Genomic DNA, 17055 nt, shown 5'->3' with positions numbered 1-17055 from the left:
GAGGGCTGTGCACCCCCGGGTCGGGGATCGCGCGATCAGCGGCGCCGGTCCCCGTCGGTGAGCACCGATCTCGCCCACCGGCGAGTGATGCTGCGCACGCTGAACAGGGTGAGGATTCCGAGGCCGACGAGGGCGACCGTGGCCCCGATCAGCTCAGCGGTCGCGGGCATGGAACCTCCGAAGTGCGAAGACAGGCGGGGTCTGCCATCTAGGCACGGAAGGTGCGCGCACCGCGGAATCCGCAGTTCCTGTGAGGGTGGAGTTCACTCGTGGGGCAGATACGGGACGGCGACTGGGCGGCTGCCTGTTCGAAGGCTTACGATCCTCTCTCGTGTCCAAACTGACCGACGTGCCCAAACGGATTCTGATCGGGCGCGCACTGCGCAGTGACCGGTTGGGCGAAACGCTCCTACCGAAGCGCATCGCACTGCCCGTCTTCGCCTCCGACCCGCTGTCCTCCGTCGCCTACGCGCCGGGGGAGGTCCTGCTGGTCCTGTCCATCGCGGGCGTGTCGGCGTACCACTTCAGCCCCTGGATCGCCGTCGCGGTCGTCGTGCTGATGTTCACCGTGGTCGCCTCCTACCGGCAGAACGTCCACGCGTACCCGAGCGGCGGCGGCGACTACGAGGTCGCCACCACCAACCTGGGCCCCAAGGCGGGCCTGACGGTCGCCAGCGCCCTGCTCGTGGACTACGTGCTCACCGTGGCCGTCTCCATCGCCTCCGGCATCGAGAACCTCGGCTCCGCGGTCCCCTTCGTGGTCGAGCACAAGGTGCTCTGCGCGACGGCCGTGATCGTCCTGCTCACACTGATGAACCTGCGCGGCGTCAAGGAGTCGGGCAAGCTCTTCGCGATCCCGACGTACGTCTTCGTCGGCGGCGTCTTCGTCATGGTCGCGTGGGGCGCCTTCCGGGGCCTGGTCCTCGGCGACACCATGCGCGCCCCGACGGCCGACTACCACATCAGGGCCGAACACCAGGGGCTCGCGGGGTTCGCGCTCGTCTTCCTGCTGCTGCGCGCCTTCTCCTCCGGATGTGCCGCCCTGACGGGCGTGGAGGCCATCTCCAACGGCGTCCCGGCCTTCCGCAAGCCCAAGTCCAAGAACGCGGCGACCACGCTCGCGATGATGGGCCTGCTGGCCGTCACCATGTTCTGCGGCATCATCGCCCTGGCGATGTCGACCAAGGTGCGCATGGCCGAGCACCCGGCCACCGACCTGATCCACAACGGCAGCCCGGTCGGCTCCGGCTACGTCCAGAACCCGGTGATCTCCCAGGTCGCCGAGGCGGTGTTCGGCAAGGGCAGCTTCCTGTTCATCCTGCTGGCGGCCGCCACCGCCCTGGTGCTGTTCCTCGCGGCCAACACCGCGTACAACGGCTTCCCGCTGCTGGGCTCGATCCTCGCCCAGGACCGCTACCTCCCGCGCCAGCTGCACACCCGCGGCGACCGCCTCGCCTTCTCCAACGGCATCGTGCTGCTCGCCGGCACGGCGACCCTCCTTGTGGTCATCTACGGCGCCGACTCCACCCGCCTGATCCAGCTGTACATCGTCGGCGTGTTCGTGTCCTTCACGCTCAGCCAGACCGGCATGGTCCGGCACTGGAACCGCCACCTGGCCGTCGAGAAGGACCCGGCCAAGCGCCGCCACATGGTCCGCTCCCGTGCCATCAACGCGTTCGGCGCCTTCTTCACCGGCCTGGTGCTGGTCGTCGTCCTGGTCACCAAGTTCACCCACGGTGCCTGGGTGGCGCTGCTCGGCATGTGCATCTTCTACGCGACCATGACCGCGATCCGGAAGCACTACGACCGCGTGGCCGAGGAGATCGCGGCCCCCGAGGGCCCCTCCGACGACCTGGTCCGGCCCTCCCGCGTGCACTCCGTCGTACTGATCTCCAAGATCCACCGTCCGACGCTGCGCGCCCTGGCCTACGCCAAGCTGATGCGCTCGGACACCCTGGAGGCGCTGACGGTCAACGTCGACCCGGCCGAGACCAGGGCGCTGCGCGAGGAGTGGGAGCGGCGTGGCATCGACGTCCCGCTGAAGGTCCTGGACTCGCCGTACCGCGAGGTGACCCGGCCGGTGATCGAGTACGTCAAGAGCCTGCGCAAGGAGTCCCCGCGCGACGCGGTGTCCGTGATCATCCCCGAGTACGTGGTCGGCCACTGGTACGAGCACCTGCTGCACAACCAGAGCGCCCTGCGCCTGAAGGGCCGCCTGCTGTTCACCCCGGGCGTCATGGTCACCTCGGTGCCCTACCAGCTGCAGTCCTCCGAGGCGGCCAAGCTGCGGGCCCGCAAGCGCCAGGAATGGAACGCCCCGGGCGCGGTCCGGCGCGGACCGGCGGCGGAACGCCCCAAGGAGTCACAGGGGACGCGGGAGTAAGCCGCGGGCGAGGGGCGACGTGGTCGCGGCCCGGCGGGGAGGGGGCGCGGGGGCCGCGGTCGCGGGCGGCTGGGGCTGAGGCCGGCCTGGCGCGGGCGGTCGCGGGGGCGGCTGGAACTGAGGCGGCCTGGCGCGGGCGGTCGCGGGGGCGGCTGGGCTGAGGCGTGGCTCTGACGCGGGCGGCCGGGGCTGAAGTGCGGTCCAGGCGGTCGCGGGGGCGGTACCGGCGCCCAGGCCGTCCGGACCGAGGCACGTGCGAAGGGGCACCGTGCGGAGGCCGTAGACTGGTGGGCTGTTGTCCGGCCCACGGGGTACGGCCTGCTCGCGGCGGCGGCGTCACGACCTTCCGCACCCTGGGCTCGCCCCTCTCCCTGAGCCCCTTCCCTGAGCCCTTCCCGAGTTCCTTCTTCGATCTGGAGTCACCCCACCATGCAGGCAGAACCGACGAAGTCGCTGGTGGGCGAGGAGTACGAGGTCGAGATCGGCCCCGTCGCCCACGGCGGCCACTGCATCGCCCGTACCTCCGAGGGCCAGGTGCTGTTCGTCCGGCACACACTGCCCGGCGAGCGGGTGGTGGCCCGGGTGACCGAGGGCGAGGAGGGCGCCCGCTTCCTGCGCGCGGACGCGGTGGAGATCCTGCAGGCCTCCAAGGACCGCATCGAAGCCCCCTGCCCGTTCGCCGGTCCCGGCCGCTGCGGCGGCTGCGACTGGCAGCACGCCAAGCCGGGCGCCCAGCGCCGTCTCAAGGGCGAGGTGATCGCCGAGCAGCTCAAGCGGCTCGCGGGCCTCACGCCCGAGGAGGCGGGCTGGGACGGCACGGTGATGCCGGTCGAGGGCGACAAGCTGCCGGCGGGCCAGGTGCCGCAGTGGCGGACGCGGATGCAGTACGCCGTGGACGCCGACGGCAACGCCGGCCTGCGCCGCCACCGCTCGCACGAGGTCGAGCCGATCGACCACTGCATGATCGCCGCGGCCGGTGTCAGCGAGCTGGGCATCGAGGACCGGGACTGGTCCGGCATGGCCTCCGTCGAGGCGATCGCCGCCACCGGCTCCCAGGACCGCATGGTGATCCTGGAGCCGCGTCCCGGCGCCCGGCTGCCGCTGGTCGAGCTCGACCGGCCCGTCTCCGTCATGCGCGTCGACGAGAAGGACGGCGGCATCCACCGCGTCCATGGCCGCGCGTTCGTGCGCGAGCGGGCCGACGACCGCACCTACCGCGTCGGCAGCGGCGGCTTCTGGCAGGTCCACCCGCAGGCCGCCGACACCCTGGTCAAGGCCGTGATGCAGGGCCTGCTGCCGCGCAAGGGCGAGATGGCCCTGGACCTCTACTGCGGCGTCGGGCTCTTCGCCGGCGCGCTGGCCGACCGCCTCGGCGAGAAGGGCGCGGTCCTCGGCATCGAGTCCGGCAAGCGGGCCGTGGAGGACGCGCGGCACAACCTGGCCGGCTTCGACCGCGTGCGCATCGAGCAGGGCAAGGTCGAGTCGGTGTTGCCGCGCACCGGCATCACGGAGGTCGACCTCGTCGTCCTCGACCCGCCCCGCGCGGGCGCCGGCCGCCAGACGGTCGCCCACCTCGCGACCCTCGGCGCCCGCCGCATCGCCTACGTCGCCTGCGACCCCGCCGCCCTGGCCCGGGACCTCGCCTACTTCCGCGAGGGCGGCTACCGGGTACGGACGCTGCGGGCGTTCGACCTGTTCCCGATGACCTCGCACGTGGAGTGCGTGGCTATTTTGGAGCCCGCTGCAAAGGGTCTCTGACCTGTGGGAAGCGCCGCGCTCGGATCGCTCCGACGGCCAGCAGCGCGAAAGCCGGCGCGGTGCGTCGATTACTGGGATGCGTTGGCAGCGGTTTCCGAGGCAGAGCTTCCCCTGTGTCACGTATCGTCGGCCGTCAACTCGCTCCTCGGACAGAACCACTGACCATACGATGACGAGGGCCTCGACCTCAGGGTCGCGGTCCTCGTTGCATGTTCGTGGCTGATGGTGATGCCCAGAGCCTTGTCGAGTGGGCCCCTCTCGGCAGGGGCGGCTGATGGGGATGCCCTCTGCAATATCTCCAAGACTGTCGGCCATCCCTCTGATCTGTTCCGGGTCGACCCGTTGGCGACGACTGCCCCGCCGGGTTGTCGGTGACGGCTCGGCGGGGCAGGGACGGGCTGTTGCCTGTCAGCTCATCGTGAAGGAGTCCAGGCGGAACAGGTCGCTGCTGCCGCCCTTGAAGACGAAGTACAGCTTGTGCGTCCCGCCCGGGTCGGTCACCGGCGCGCTGACCGTCGTGTACGCCCCGGAGGTGTCGCCCACCGTCGCTGTGCCGACCAGGGGGCCGTCGGGGGCGTCGGTGTGGACTTCGATGGTGCCGCCGGCACCGTTCGACGCGGCCCGGAAGTCGATCTTGCTCACACCCTGGAGGTCGTACGGGTCGAACTCGATCCAGTCACCGTTGTCGATCGACGTGACCGCCACCTTGGCCTGAGCGTTGGCGTCGGGACTCGTCTGCACGCCGGACTGCGTGCGGAAGACCTCCGCCTGCCTGCCCTTGGGCTGCAGGACGATCTGCGTCGTGCCGGTGAGGCCGGGCACGCCGGCGGTCGGGGAGGTGTCGGTGTAGCTGGCGGTGAAGATGCCGTAGAAGTCGTCGGCGTCGGTGTGGCCCGCTGTGGTCATGGAGAAGGTGCCGCTGCACCCCGTGGCCTGCGCGAGGTTGTGGGAGTGCATGTCATGACCGAGGGAGTAGTTGACCTGAACCTTGGAGCAGTCCACCGGGGTGCCGTCCGGGTCGGTCACGTTGATCTTCCACGCGACCTGGTCCCCGTCCTTGAACGTCAGACCGTTCGGCGGCTGGGCGAACGACAGGACCGGTGCGGTGTTGCCCACCGTGACCAGGAGGGCGGCGACGCCCGTCCTGCCGCTCGGGTCGGTCACTGTGAGCTTGGCGTGGTACTGGCCGTTCGAGGTGTAGGTGAAGGTGGGGTTGGGGCTGGTGGAGTCGACCTTGCCGTCGTTGTCGAAGTCCCACGCGTAGGTGAGCTTGTCGTTCTCCGGGTCGGTCGAGCCGGTGCCGTCGAACTGAACGGCCAGCGGCGCCTTGCCGGAGGAGGCATCGGTCTTGATGACCGCGGTCGGCGCCTTGTCACCCGGCGAGTACTCGATCTTGTACAGGGCGGCGTCCAGCGATCCGCCGAACCACGCGCTGCCATAGTCGAGGACGTAGAGGGAGCCGTCGGGCCCGAACTCGGTGTCGATGGGCTCGACCAGTTTCGCCCAGTCGTTCCCGTCGGTCAGCGTGTCGATCGACTGGATCTTTCCGTCGCTGCCAGAGGTGATCGGCTTGACCCAGTGCTGGCTGAACTCGTACGCGAAGAACTTGCCGTCGTAGCTCTGGGGGAACTTGACCGAGGAGTTCAGCGAAGAGTCGTACTGGTACACGGGCCCGGCCATCGGCGCACCCTGGCCGCCCAGCTGAGGGAACTGCGGGTTCCCCGCGTAGTGGTTCCAGATCCAGGCGGGCTGCGCAGGCGGCAGGTGCTGCTGGCCGGTGTTGAGCGGAGCGTCGTTCACCGGGTGGGCGCAGTCGAAGGTCTTGCCGGACTTGCCGGTGGCGAAGTCGTACTCGGTGTACGGCGTGTTGTTGCCTATGCAGTACGGCCATCCGAAGTAGCCGGCCTTGGTGATCCGGTTGTACTCGACGGTGTTCTCCGGCCCGCGCAGCGGGTTCGCGCTCCCGGCGTCCGGGCCGTAGTCCGCCAGGTAGACCACGCCGGTCGCCTTGTCGACGTTGAACCGGAAGGGGTTGCGGAAGCCCATCGCGTAGATCTCGGGACGGGTCTTGGGGGTGCCCTTCGGGAACAGGTTGCCGTCCGGGGTCGTGTACGTCCCGTCGTTGTGCACCTTGATCCGCAGGAGCTTGCCGCGCAGGTCGTTGGTGTTGGCCGTGGAGCGCTCGGCGTCGTAGACCGGGTTGCGGTCCGGTCGCCGGTCGATGGGGTCGTAGCCGTCGGAGTCGAACGGGTTGGAGTCGTCGCCGGTGCTCAGCAGCAGGTTGCCGTTGCCGTCGAAGTGCATGTCACCCGCGACGTGGCAGCACTGACCGCGGTCGGTGTTGACCCGCATGATCTTCTTCTCGCTCGACAGGTCGAGCTTGCCGCCCGTGAAGGTGAACCGGGACAGCTGGTTGTAGCCCTTGTAGGGCGCGAAGTCGGCGGCCGTTCCGTTGTCCGGGGCGTTGCTCATGGGGGTGTCGAGCTTCGGCGCGTAGTACGCGTAGACCCAGTGGTTCTTGGCGAAGTGCGGGTCGAGCGTGATGGTCTGCAACCCGTCCTCGTCATGGGTGTAGACCGAAAGCTTCGCCGCCACGTCGGTGAGACCGTCGAGAGTCGTGTGGTAGACGGTGCCGTCGCGGGAGCTGTGCAGTGCGCTGCCGTCGGGGAGCACCGCGAGCCCCATCGGCTCGCCCACCTGGTCCGGTCCCTTGGCCAGGGTGACCTGTTGGAAGTCGGACGTCACGGCGGTGGAGGCGGCCGCGGCCGTTCTCTCCGATGCCTGGGTCCGCGCATGCGCGGACGTCGTCGATCCGACCACCGCGACCCCCACGCTGAGCACTGTGCTCAACGTGGCGGTGAGTACTCGGCTTACTGGTTTACGCACGTACTGCCTACCTCTCTTGGGGCACTGCGATGGACGTCGCACGAGCGGTCGCGTCGCGCGAGGCCGGCCGGCCGGGTTCGGATGCCCAGGCCGGCGTGAGCCGGGCAATCGGGGGGCGGGCGGGTGGCCGTGGGATGAAGAGAGGGCTCGGAGGGTTTGCGGCCCCCTGGTGAAGCGTCATGAGCGTGGCTCCATGACCATGGCTCGTCAAGGAGGTACTGCTCAGTAGCAGCGTTTTGCGCCCTGAAGTGGACACATCTTTTGCTCATATAGTGAAAAGTAGCCAAGGGCTGTGCTCAACTATCGACGGCTTCAGGCGTTCTTCGTCCTCCAGGGACTCGTCGAGGCGCTCCTGCTGCCATCGCGCGAGCTGCGGGGAGTTGCGTCTCGGCAGCCCGCACCGCCCTCGCCCACCGAGCCCGACTCCGGTTGCCCCGCTACCAGTTCCGCCGACCGCCTGTCCGCCAGACGTTCAGGCCGATGAACGCCTGTACCACTCGCCGCCCGGACACCGGGCGAGGGCGGCTCCCCTTGACAGTCCCTCACCGCGGCACCGCCGCGGCCAGGCGCTTCACAACGAAGGAGTGATGATGGGTCAGTTCGCCCATGACTTCGACCGCAGGGGCTTCCTGCGCGCGGCAGCCGCAGGCACCGTGGCCATCGGTGTGGCAACCCTCGCCGGCGCGGTCCCCGCCGCCGCCCAGACGCCCGCCCCGGATGCCCCGCCCGACGGCGCCAGCCTGAGCATCCCCAAGAACGCCATCGGCATCCAGCTCTACAGCGTCCGCGACAAGGTCTACCAACTCGGCTTCCGCGTCGTCTTCGAGGAACTGTCGCGGATGGGCTTCAAGGAAATCGAGTTCGCCGGATACACCCAGGACCCCTCCATCCTCGGTCGGCAGATCACCGTCCAGGAGGTCCGCACGTTGCTCGACGACAACGGCCTGCGAGCCATCGGCAGCCACATCGGCATCGGCAGCTTCCGCAGCAACCTGCAGCAGGAGCTCGACAACGCCCAGATCCTCGGCATGCCGAACATCGGGACCCCGAACGCCCCCTCGGACACCCCCACGGTCGCCGGGTACCAGGCGGCCGCGGAGGACTTCAACCGCTGGGGCGCGGCCGCGTCGGCGCGCGGTCTCAAGCTCTACCAGCACAACCACTCGGGCGAGTTCGCCTTCGCCAAGGACCAGCCGGCGGTGCGTCTGTACGATGTCTTCCTGCAGAACACCGACCCCGCCCACGTTTACCTCGAGATGGACGTGTACTGGGCCTTCGTCGGCCAGTTCCGCTACCCCGGCTTCGACCCCGCCGCGTACGTGCGCAACCACCCTTACCGATACACGCTGTTCCACATGAAGGACGGCAAGTCCGACCCCAACGTCGGTGACGGTTACGACATGACCGAATTCGGCGCCGGCGACATGCCCTACCAGCGCTTCATCCACGCGATCGGTCCCTTCGGCAACCACCACGGCATCTGGGAGCAGGACACCGCCCCCGACACCCAGCCCAACCCGCCCGGCTCGCTCGGTGCCGCCCAGCGCAGTTACGCGGCGCTCGCGGACCTGCTTTCCTGACTTGCCGTCAGCGTCCTCTGCCCCCGTTTTCCCGGTTGGTGCCGGGTGAGCGGGGGACGGGGATTGCTATTTGTCATGGCCCTGTAAATGCTTGGGTCGTGCTGGCTATGAGCGTGGGTCGGAGAAGAGCAAGGGCCTGCTGATCGCGATCGATGGGATCGGTCGCGGTCGCCCCGTCGGCGCCTGTGAGGCTGTGGTGGATGGTCTCGGGTCCTCGGCGGTGTCGCCGGCCGCGGCGTCTGTGGGCAGGGCGGTGGCCTGGGCCTCCAGGCCGCATGGTCTCCGCCTCGATCCGCTCCTCCTTGTCGACCGGGCGGCCGTAGCTCATCGCCTTGTGCTTGGAGGCGTCAGCTTCGAGAGTGGGCCGGCCAGGGCGACGCGACCCATCTTGACCATGCAGAGCTTCTGCGCGAGGGTGCGGCGACTGGGTGAACAGGTCCGCGAGGGCGTCCAGGTGACGGGGGCGGAACCGCGACATCGAGCGGAAGTCCGAGGCCTGGTCAGCGGCCAGGAACCGGAACGCGATGTCGTCGGCGCACTTGCGCTCGATCGCCCGCGAGGAGAGCGAACCCCGGTGGGTAGCCGTAGACCAGCAGGCGCAGCATCAGCCGCGGATCGTAGGGCGGGCAGCCGCGCTTGTCGGTGTAGTCGGCCAGGACCGGCCCCAGGTCCAGCACCTCGTCCACCAGGTCGGCGACGAACCGGGCGAGGTGGTCCTGAGGCAGCCAATCGTCCACCGACGGGCCAGCAGCAGGGCCTGATGCGGGTCGAACACCCGCGACCGCTTGTCCACCCGGGCCGGACGGTCCTGCGATTGCTTCTTCTCGACCGGCTCGACCTCGAACAGTCCACCCCATCAGGCACACCTGCATCACCCCGTACGAAGGTCGCGAAGCGTAGACGGGCTGTCGGCTACCGAGACGCGGTCCTGGCAACTGGAGCGCCCTTGCGGGTCACCGCACCCCGACCAACGACACGCCCATCCTTGTGCCGAGTGTCAGCAGCAGGACGTACAGCACGCCGACGGCAGCGACGATGCGGCATCCGCTCAGCGCGGGCAGGATGCGATCAAGAAGTCCCCTCGAAAAGCGCTGCCGCCCCCCCTCCGGTGACCTGCCGATCCCACGTGAGCCGGCCTACGGCAACCCTGTAGGTGCGCCCTGGGTCGCGGCCGCCCGTGGCACTCGTGCGGGGACAGCCGCGTCCGACCGCGCCTACGTTTCCGCGCCCTGCGCAGCCCCGAGGCGGGACAGGGCGCGGCGGAGCGCGGTGCGGGACTTCAGGGGCCGCAGCGGCGGGTTCAGATCAGTCCGCGCCGCGCCGCCCAGGCGACGGCCTCGATGACGCTGCTGACGCCTATCTTGTCGCACACGCCTCGGCACCGTCGTCGCACTGTGCGGGGACAGACGTGGAGCCGTCGGGCGACGGACTCGACCGGCAGGCCGGTTGCCAGAAGTGACAGCAGGTGCACCTCCTCGCTGCGCAGACACGGGTTGTTGGGCTGGGTCCGCCGGTCCGTCTCGTAGCTGAGCGTGGACACTTCCGTCCTCCTTCGCCGAGTGCGGCCGGCAGGGAACTCGGGGGAGGCCGCCGTCCGGATCGGAGGCCACAACCCGTGATCGACCGTGGGGCCGTCAATCGCTTGTAACGTTCAAGTAGCCTGGGTAACTGATCGCGTGCGCACGGTCAAGGGTTGCGCCGCTGTATTGATGTGCTTTACATGAAAAGGTTTGTGGTGCGTGGTTTCACGACGACTCGCGCCAGTGCCGGGCTCGGGGCAACCGCCCCGAGCCCGGCACCGACCGCTCGTTGCTACAGGTTCCGCACCCGGATGTTGCGGAACTCGATCAGGTCGTTGTCACTGTGGTTCTGCAGCCCCACGTAGCCGCTGACGAACTGACGCAGGTCCGTGGGCGGATCGCCCGCACGCGACGACGACTTGCCGGGCGTGTTGTCGAACTCGTTGATCACCACGCCGTTGCGGATCATCGTGTAGTGCTGCCCGACGACCCGGATCTCGTAGTCGTTCCACTGGCCCTTCGGGGTGACCTTCGCTTGGGCCAGGTCTCGTGGGTCGAAGTTGTACACCGAGCCGGTCTTCTGGGGCTCACCGGTGTCGCCGTCGTAGATCTGGATCTCGTTGCCGCAGTAGATCGCCACCCACTCCGGAGCGGTGCGGGCCGCTCCCTGCGTGCTGCAGCCTTCAGGCCGCTGGTCCAGCGGCGTCCGCGGATCGGGGAACCTCACGAACACACCGCTGTTGGCCCGGTGGCCGTCCGGAGCGACATCCCGGAACTGCAGCCGGATCGAGTAGTCCTTGAACTGCTGCTTGCTGTACCAGAGCATGCCCATGCCGCCGGAACTGCGTATGGTGCCGTCCGGCCTGAGCGAGAACTGGCCCGCGCCCGCCTGGCTCCAGCCAGCGAGGCTGGTCGCCGACCCGTCGAAGATGGGCTTGTATCCGGGTGTCTTGCCGATGGGCGACTGGGCACCTTCCTTGCTGAGCGTCGCCGCCTCGCGGTTGTCGATGACGCCGTCCTTGCGGAACTGGTCCACCAGATCGTTGAGGTGGCTGACGAAGGCGCCGTGGTTCGGCCAGGTGCCCTCGTCGTCGATCAGGTCGTTGACGGTGCATCCGCCGCCGACCTTGTGGTTGGCCACGCCGGTGTCGCTGTCGAGGAGCCAAACCGTGGAACGGCCGTCGGGCGCCGTGCAGCCCGCCGTCACGTCGATCTTCCCGGTGGAGTGCTCGCCGTCGGCGTAGGCCACCTTCAGGGTGGCGTGGTAGGTGCCGTAAGAGGCGTAGGTGTGCGTGGGGTTGGCCTCGTGCGACGGCTTGCTGCCGTCGCCGAAGTCCCACTCCCAGGAGACGCCGCCCGCCTTCTCGGCCGAGAACTGGATCGTCCGCGGCTTGCTCTGCGCGACGGGGCGCCCCGAGGCGTCGCTCGGGTTCGGCGTGGCCGGCCCACCGTGGTAGGAGACGCGGACCAGCTTCTGGTTCGGGTCCAGGCTGAAGAAGCCGCCGGCGTAGTCGAGCATGTAGAGCGCGCCGTCCGGGCCGAACTTGGCGTCCATCCAGCTCTGGACCTTGTTGTCCCCGATGCCGCCGGGGAGGATCTGGCGGAGGTCCTCGCCGAAGGCCGGCGGACCCTGGTCCTTGACCTTGTCCGGATCGACGGTCACCGCGACGCGGTTGTTGGCGTTGGACTCGTCACCGATGAACCACTTGTTGTCCCAGTACGCGGGCCAGGCGACACCGCTGTTGGTGTCGGCCTCCGAGCGGTGGTAGGTCGGGCCGTCCATGATGGCCTGGCCGCCGCCCTTGAGGTAGGGCTCGGTGTACTTCTCGTCGCTCCGCACGTACGTGGGCAGCCCGCTGCCGTCGCTGCGCTTCGGGTAGACCACGCCGCCGCCCTGCGGCGAGTACCAGATCATGTTGTTGCGGATCGGCGGGAGGTCCACCAGTCCGGTGTTGCGGGGCGAGGTGTTCTTCGGGTGGTCGCAGTCGTACCAGCCGGTCAGCACGCTGGCGTCGGTGCTGCTGCGGTCGCGGTACGGCTGCTTGTTGCCCATGCAGTACGGCCAGCCCTGGTTGCCCGCGGAGGTGATGATGGTCGCGGTCTCGTACTTGGCCGGGCCGAGCTCGGGGTCGGGCGTCGGCGCGTCGGGGCCGACCCAGCCCGCGGTCAGCCAGTTGTTGGCCTTGTCCCAGGCGATCCGCGCGATGTTGCGGACACCCATGACGTAGATCTCCGGACGGGTCTTGCCGCCACCCTCCTCCTGGCCGGTGAACAGGTTGCCCTTGGGGATCGTGTACGTTCCGTCGGGCTCGGGGTGGATCCGCAGGATCTTGCCGTTGAGGTCGTTGGTGTTGCCGGCCGTACGGCGGGCGTCCTGGAAGGACAGGCCCTTGTAGTCCTTGGTCCAGTTGTTCCCGGAGTAGCCGGCCCCGGCTCCCTGGGAGGAGTTGTCGTCACCGACGCCGACGTAGAGGTTGCCGTCGTTGTCGAAGGTCATGCCGCCGCCCGTGTGGCAGCAGCTGTGGATCTGGGCGGTCCAGTGCAGCAGGTCCTTGCGGGTGCTCTTGTCGATCGACTGGTCCTTGAAGTCGTAGGTCAGCCGCGAGACGGTGCGTTGACCCGTCTGCTTGTCGCGGTCGACCGACTCGTGCGGCATCCAGTAGACGTAGATCCAGCCGTTCTGCTCGAACTTGGGGTCGAGCGTGATGCCGACCAGACCCTCCTCGTTCTTGACCAGCTCGTCGCCGCTGCCCCGGTTGCCCATCACGTCGAGCGTGGTGAGCAGCTTGATCTCCTTGGTCTTGGGGTCCCACTGGTGGATCGTGCCGCAGCCCAGGCCCACCGTGGGGTCGTTCCAGTCGGGGATCGGGCCGCTCGGGCAGGCCGCCTTGCCGATGTAGAAGACCTTGCCGTCGGGGGCGATCGTCAGACCGTGCGGCTCACCGATCTGGTCGAGCTGGCCCTGCTGGTTCTTGCCCGTGAGCCGTTCGACCGAGTAGTTCGACGCGATGGTCGCCTGGCAGTCGCCGCGGACCATGCCGGTCGTCCACTCGATGGCGCCGAGCAGATGACTCTGGAACTTGGTGTCCGAGGTGTAGCTGTCCTCGGTGCGGCCCATTCCGGTGTAGAACGAGCGGCCGCCGTCGTAGTCCCGGCACCAGGAGACCGGGTGGAACGGGCCGTTGCCCGCCGGCCCCGCGTCGTAGGAGTTCTCCTCGACCTGGGCGACCGTCTGCACCTTGCCGTTCGGGTTCGGGTCCCAGTTCATCCACTGGTCGGACCGGGTCCACCTCAGCGGCAGGCCCTTGTTCGCCGGGTGCTGCCGGTCGGTGACGTCCACGACCGCCTGCTGCACCTTGGTCTCCGGCGCGGGCGCCGGGTCGGCGCCGAACAGCCGCAGCTCGGCCAACTGAATGAGCGGCTCACCGGAGTTGGCGGTGATGTTCAGCCGGTAGTACTGGTAGGCCGTGGTGTTGGAGAACTTGTACTGCTTGGTCTGGAAACGGTCCGGGAAGCTCTGGCCGGTCTGGGTGTCCAGCGTCTTCCAGGTACTGCCGTCCTGAGAGCCCTGGAGGGTCCAGTCCTTGGGGTCCCGGCCCGGGTAGTCGTTGGCCGACGTCAGCGCGTACTGGGCCACCGCGACCGCATGGTCCATCTTCGCCGTGACCCAGCCGGTGGACTGATGAGACAGCCACTTGGTGGTGTTGCTGCCGTCGAACAGCTTGTCCTTCGTCTCGTTCGGCGGGTTCTCGTCGCTCGCCGTGACCTCCGAAACCTTCTCGGAGGCGGGAAGGCTGGCGGCCGGACGCGTGCCGATCAGGCCGGTGAACCAGCTGGAGTCGGCGTCCGCGCGCGCGGCGTCGTGGACGCCGACGAAGCCGCCGCCGCTCTTGACGTAGGCCTGGAACGCGGACTCCTCGTCGGAGGTGAGGGACACCCCCTTGGCGGACAGGAAGACCACCCCCCGGTAGTGGGCCAGGCGGTCGGGGGTGAAGACGGACGGATCATCCGAATCATCCACGGAGAAACCGTTCTTCTGACCCAATTCCTTGATCGTCGACACGGCGGTCGTGACGGGATCGTCCTGCTGATCGGACGGTCCGTGGAAGACCAGGACGTTCACCGCGGCGTCGGCGCCGGCATCCTGGTCGTTGTGTCCGGACGGTGACTGCGCCTGTGCCTGCACGGCCGGCAGCGTGGACAGCCCCAGTGCCAGCGCCGAGCTGGACAGCAGGACGACCATGCGTCGCCAGGGCGGCGCCTGGCGGTGGGCTCGCGCGGAACGCGACGGTGGTGCTCCACTTCGTCGTGACAGGGTGAACCGGTCTCTTCGGCCCATTGTTGCTCCTTGACTCGATCCGACAACGGAAGAGTGGTCAGGGGGGTGGAGCCAGGGCTGCCGCACGGGCCTCACACGGCAGGTGCCGGGCGAGGCGGATTCGGATCGGCCATCAGGACGTACCGAGACGGCCTGGGCGCCGGAGCCGGTGAGGTCGCGGACGCCCGGGACCTCACGGCCCAGGGCCGACCGACCGGCGGCAGGGTGGTACACGCCCGTCAGACCGTCTGGTCAGATCCGACGGGCGTGGCTTTCGGGGGCGGGAACGGGACGGGCACGGGTCGCCCGGGCTACATGGGCATGCCGCCACCGGGGACCGTGCCGTCGGCCTCGGTCACCAGGAAGACCCCGGACATCCCCATGTCCGAGTGGCTCTGGACGTGGCAGTGGTACATCCAGGCGCCCGCGCCCACCCGCTCACCGGCGATCACCTGGAACCCGAAGGATTCCGCGGGGCCGGTGGTCCTGGTGTCGATGACCCGGCTGACGTCCTGCGGGCCTTCCAGCAGCCCGGTGCGGTTGTCCACCCAGCGGTGGCCGTGCACGTGGAAGGTGTGGAAGAAGTCGCCGTGGGTGATCACCACGAACTCCACCCGCTCGCCGCGGACGGCCTTGAAGGTGGGGGTGTCGGGAGCGATCTTGTTGTTGATGGTCATGTCCCTGAACACGACCGTGAACCGTTTGTCGGGCAGCACATCGCCCTTGCGCCGGACCACCACGGGGCCGTACAGCCCCTTCTTGATCCCGCCGGTGCCGTGCTCGGTGCCCACGTTGTGGTCGTGGTAGTGCCAGTAGCCGGCGCTTCCGGCCTCCCATGTGCCGTCGTGGCGTCTGCCCGGGGCGTGGGTGCGCCAGACGTAAGTGCGCCGGCCGCCCGGCTGGACGACGCTGTCGTTCATCTTGGTGCCGTCGCTCGCGGTGTCGTAGTCCACGCCGTGCACGTGCAGGCTGGCGGCGACGTCGAGGTTGTTGACCACCTCGATGTTCATGGTGTCGCCCTCGATCAGCTCGATGAGCGGGCCCGGAATCGTCGCCTGACCGGGGTGGAGGCCGTAGCCCATCTCCCCGTTCGGCAGTTTCTCCATGTACAGCGTCAGGTTGCGGACCTCGCCGCCCTGGTCTTCCGCAGTGGGCTTGTCCGAGGGCGCGGCAGCGGCGGTGCCGCCGAGCACCGCGGGAGCGACGGCCGCCGCCACAGCTGAGGTGGCGAACGATCGCCGGGACAAGAGGCGTCGCACGCCTACGCCTGAGTCGGTCATCGCTCTCCAATCCGCGACAGGCGTCGGTGCCTGAAGGCGTTTCGTGGTCGTGAGGTGCGCCGCCCCGGGCAGTACAGAATCCCGACGCGACGGTTTGCGGTGGTGCGCCGGGCGTTCGGCCCGGCGGGGCGGGCGGAGGAGTCGTCCGGCCCGTCGCCCATCGGGGGCGTCCGGCCGGCGGGTGCGGCGGTACGGCCGAGACTGGCTCGGCTCGGCGAGGCGGACTGCACCTCGGAACGGCCTCACCGTAACGGTGCTTCTCCAGTTTTTCCAGACTCAGGTCAAAGTCGGTTGAGTTGCGGTCATAGACCTTGGCGAGTCGGCAAAAGAGCGTTAGCTTCCCATCGTTGGCGCAATCCGAGAGAGGTGGGTGAGCCCCACGCGGCCCGTGGCGTCAACGCTCCGGCACGGGGCGGAGCGGACCTCGCCGGCTCGTTCGCGTGACCGCGGCGGTCGCCGCCGTCACGCCCCGGTGGTCACCCACAACTGACAGACCGTGCCGCTGAGTTCGGCGCTCCCGCCAGGTGACGGACCGTGCGCCGTCGCCGCCCCGGACCGAGCTCCGCGCGGCACCCGGCCGGACGGGCCCCGACGCGGTCGTCCCGGCGGCTGGTCGTTCACCCGGCGGGACCGCCGATCCGTGCGTGGTACCGCAACAAGCGATTCGCGAAAGGTGCAGCGGTGTTCAGAAGACTGCTCCATGCCCAGGCCGATCCGCCCCCCTCCAGATCCGCGCCACGGCGCCGGTTCAGCCCCCACCCGGCGTTGGTGGCGTTGGTGGCCGTAGTGCTCACGGCGTTCTCGTTGGCCGCGCCGGCCGCGTACGCCGCGATGAGCCCCGACGCCGCCGCGGCACCGACCCAGGTGCTCACCTGGACGGCCGGGGACGGCTACATGGGCTATACGTCCGCCCCTACCACCGCGGTCGCCGGCCCGGCGACGATAGTGTTCGAGAACAGCGCGGCGACCGGCAACACGACGGGGATGCCGCACACGCTGACGTTCGACACCTCCAACCCCGACTACAACACCGACGTCAGCGTCAACATCCAGGCGAGCCCGTCGGACGCCGGCGGAGGCAGACACACGGCAGAGGTCACCCTGACCCCCGGTGTCTACCACTACTACTGTGCGATGCCGGGTCACATGATGTCGGGCGAACTGACCGTCACCGCGGCCCCCGGGAACGACACCACCGCGCCCGAGGTGTCGGCCTCTGTGTCGGGGACGAAGGACGCCTCCGGGAACTACGTCTCCGACGCGACGGTGACGGTGTCGGCTTCGGACGCGGAGTCGGGCGTGGCCAAGATCGAGTACTCGCTCGACGGCG

Annotated in this window: 9 protein-coding genes and 1 pseudogene; 4 read left to right on the top strand and 6 right to left on the bottom strand. The window is 68.9% G+C overall.

Going from position 1 to position 17055, the window contains the following annotated elements; genetic code table 11:
* Positions 1-35: 35 nt before the first annotated feature.
* Positions 36-170 carry a hypothetical protein gene (locus tag ABVB68_RS05710; RefSeq protein WP_353599773.1) on the bottom strand — a complete coding sequence of 45 codons (135 nt, stop codon included), beginning with the start codon at positions 168-170 and terminating at the stop codon, positions 36-38.
* A gap of 161 nt (positions 171-331) precedes the next feature.
* Between ABVB68_RS05710 and ABVB68_RS05705 the strand changes: the two genes are divergently transcribed.
* Positions 332-2383, top strand: coding sequence for an APC family permease (locus tag ABVB68_RS05705; protein ID WP_353599742.1), 2052 nt, complete (start codon positions 332-334; stop codon positions 2381-2383).
* A gap of 429 nt (positions 2384-2812) precedes the next feature.
* The gene (locus tag ABVB68_RS05700) at positions 2813-4141 is read left to right on the top strand and encodes a class I SAM-dependent RNA methyltransferase (RefSeq protein WP_353599741.1); all 1329 of its coding nucleotides are present in this window, start codon (positions 2813-2815) and stop codon (positions 4139-4141) included.
* Positions 4142-4549: 408 nt separating this feature from the next.
* On the opposite strand, the gene ABVB68_RS05695 is transcribed toward ABVB68_RS05700, so the two are convergent.
* Entirely contained in the window at positions 4550-6982 is a 2433-nt protein-coding gene (locus ABVB68_RS05695; RefSeq protein WP_353599769.1) for a PQQ-dependent sugar dehydrogenase, read from the bottom strand.
* Between the two features lie 632 nt (positions 6983-7614).
* Here ABVB68_RS05695 and ABVB68_RS05690 point away from each other — a divergent pair.
* Positions 7615-8607, top strand: a complete 993-nt coding sequence (locus tag ABVB68_RS05690) for a sugar phosphate isomerase/epimerase family protein (RefSeq protein WP_353599740.1) — start codon at positions 7615-7617, stop codon at positions 8605-8607.
* Positions 8608-8811: 204 nt separating this feature from the next.
* On the opposite strand, the pseudogene ABVB68_RS05685 reads toward ABVB68_RS05690, so the two are convergent.
* The 4 genes and pseudogenes from ABVB68_RS05685 to ABVB68_RS05670 all read right to left on the bottom strand — a co-directional run.
* Positions 8812-9400 (bottom strand): annotated as a pseudogene (locus tag ABVB68_RS05685) (transposase); the annotation flags it as partial.
* A 507-nt stretch (positions 9401-9907) separates the two neighbouring features.
* Positions 9908-10147 (bottom strand): LuxR C-terminal-related transcriptional regulator, encoded by a 240-nt coding sequence (locus tag ABVB68_RS05680; protein WP_353599739.1) that lies wholly within the window; start codon positions 10145-10147, stop codon positions 9908-9910.
* Between the two features lie 272 nt (positions 10148-10419).
* The gene (locus ABVB68_RS05675) at positions 10420-14370 is read right to left on the bottom strand and encodes a ThuA domain-containing protein (protein ID WP_353599738.1); all 3951 of its coding nucleotides are present in this window, start codon (positions 14368-14370) and stop codon (positions 10420-10422) included.
* A 386-nt stretch (positions 14371-14756) separates the two neighbouring features.
* Positions 14757-15725 (bottom strand): multicopper oxidase domain-containing protein, encoded by a 969-nt coding sequence (locus ABVB68_RS05670; RefSeq protein ID WP_353599737.1) that lies wholly within the window; start codon positions 15723-15725, stop codon positions 14757-14759.
* 777 nt (positions 15726-16502) lie between these two features.
* Between ABVB68_RS05670 and ABVB68_RS05665 the strand changes: the two genes are divergently transcribed.
* Positions 16503-17055 (top strand): cupredoxin domain-containing protein (locus ABVB68_RS05665; protein ID WP_503006018.1); only part of this gene is annotated, 553 nt, incomplete at its 3' end.

It is taken from the genome of Streptomyces sp. NPDC096012 (genome assembly GCF_040426375.1).
Taxonomy (GTDB): Bacteria; Actinomycetota; Actinomycetes; order Streptomycetales; family Streptomycetaceae; genus Streptomyces.
The sequence above is the reverse complement of the archived record's forward strand: the minus strand, read 5'-3'. Positions and strand labels throughout refer to the sequence as shown.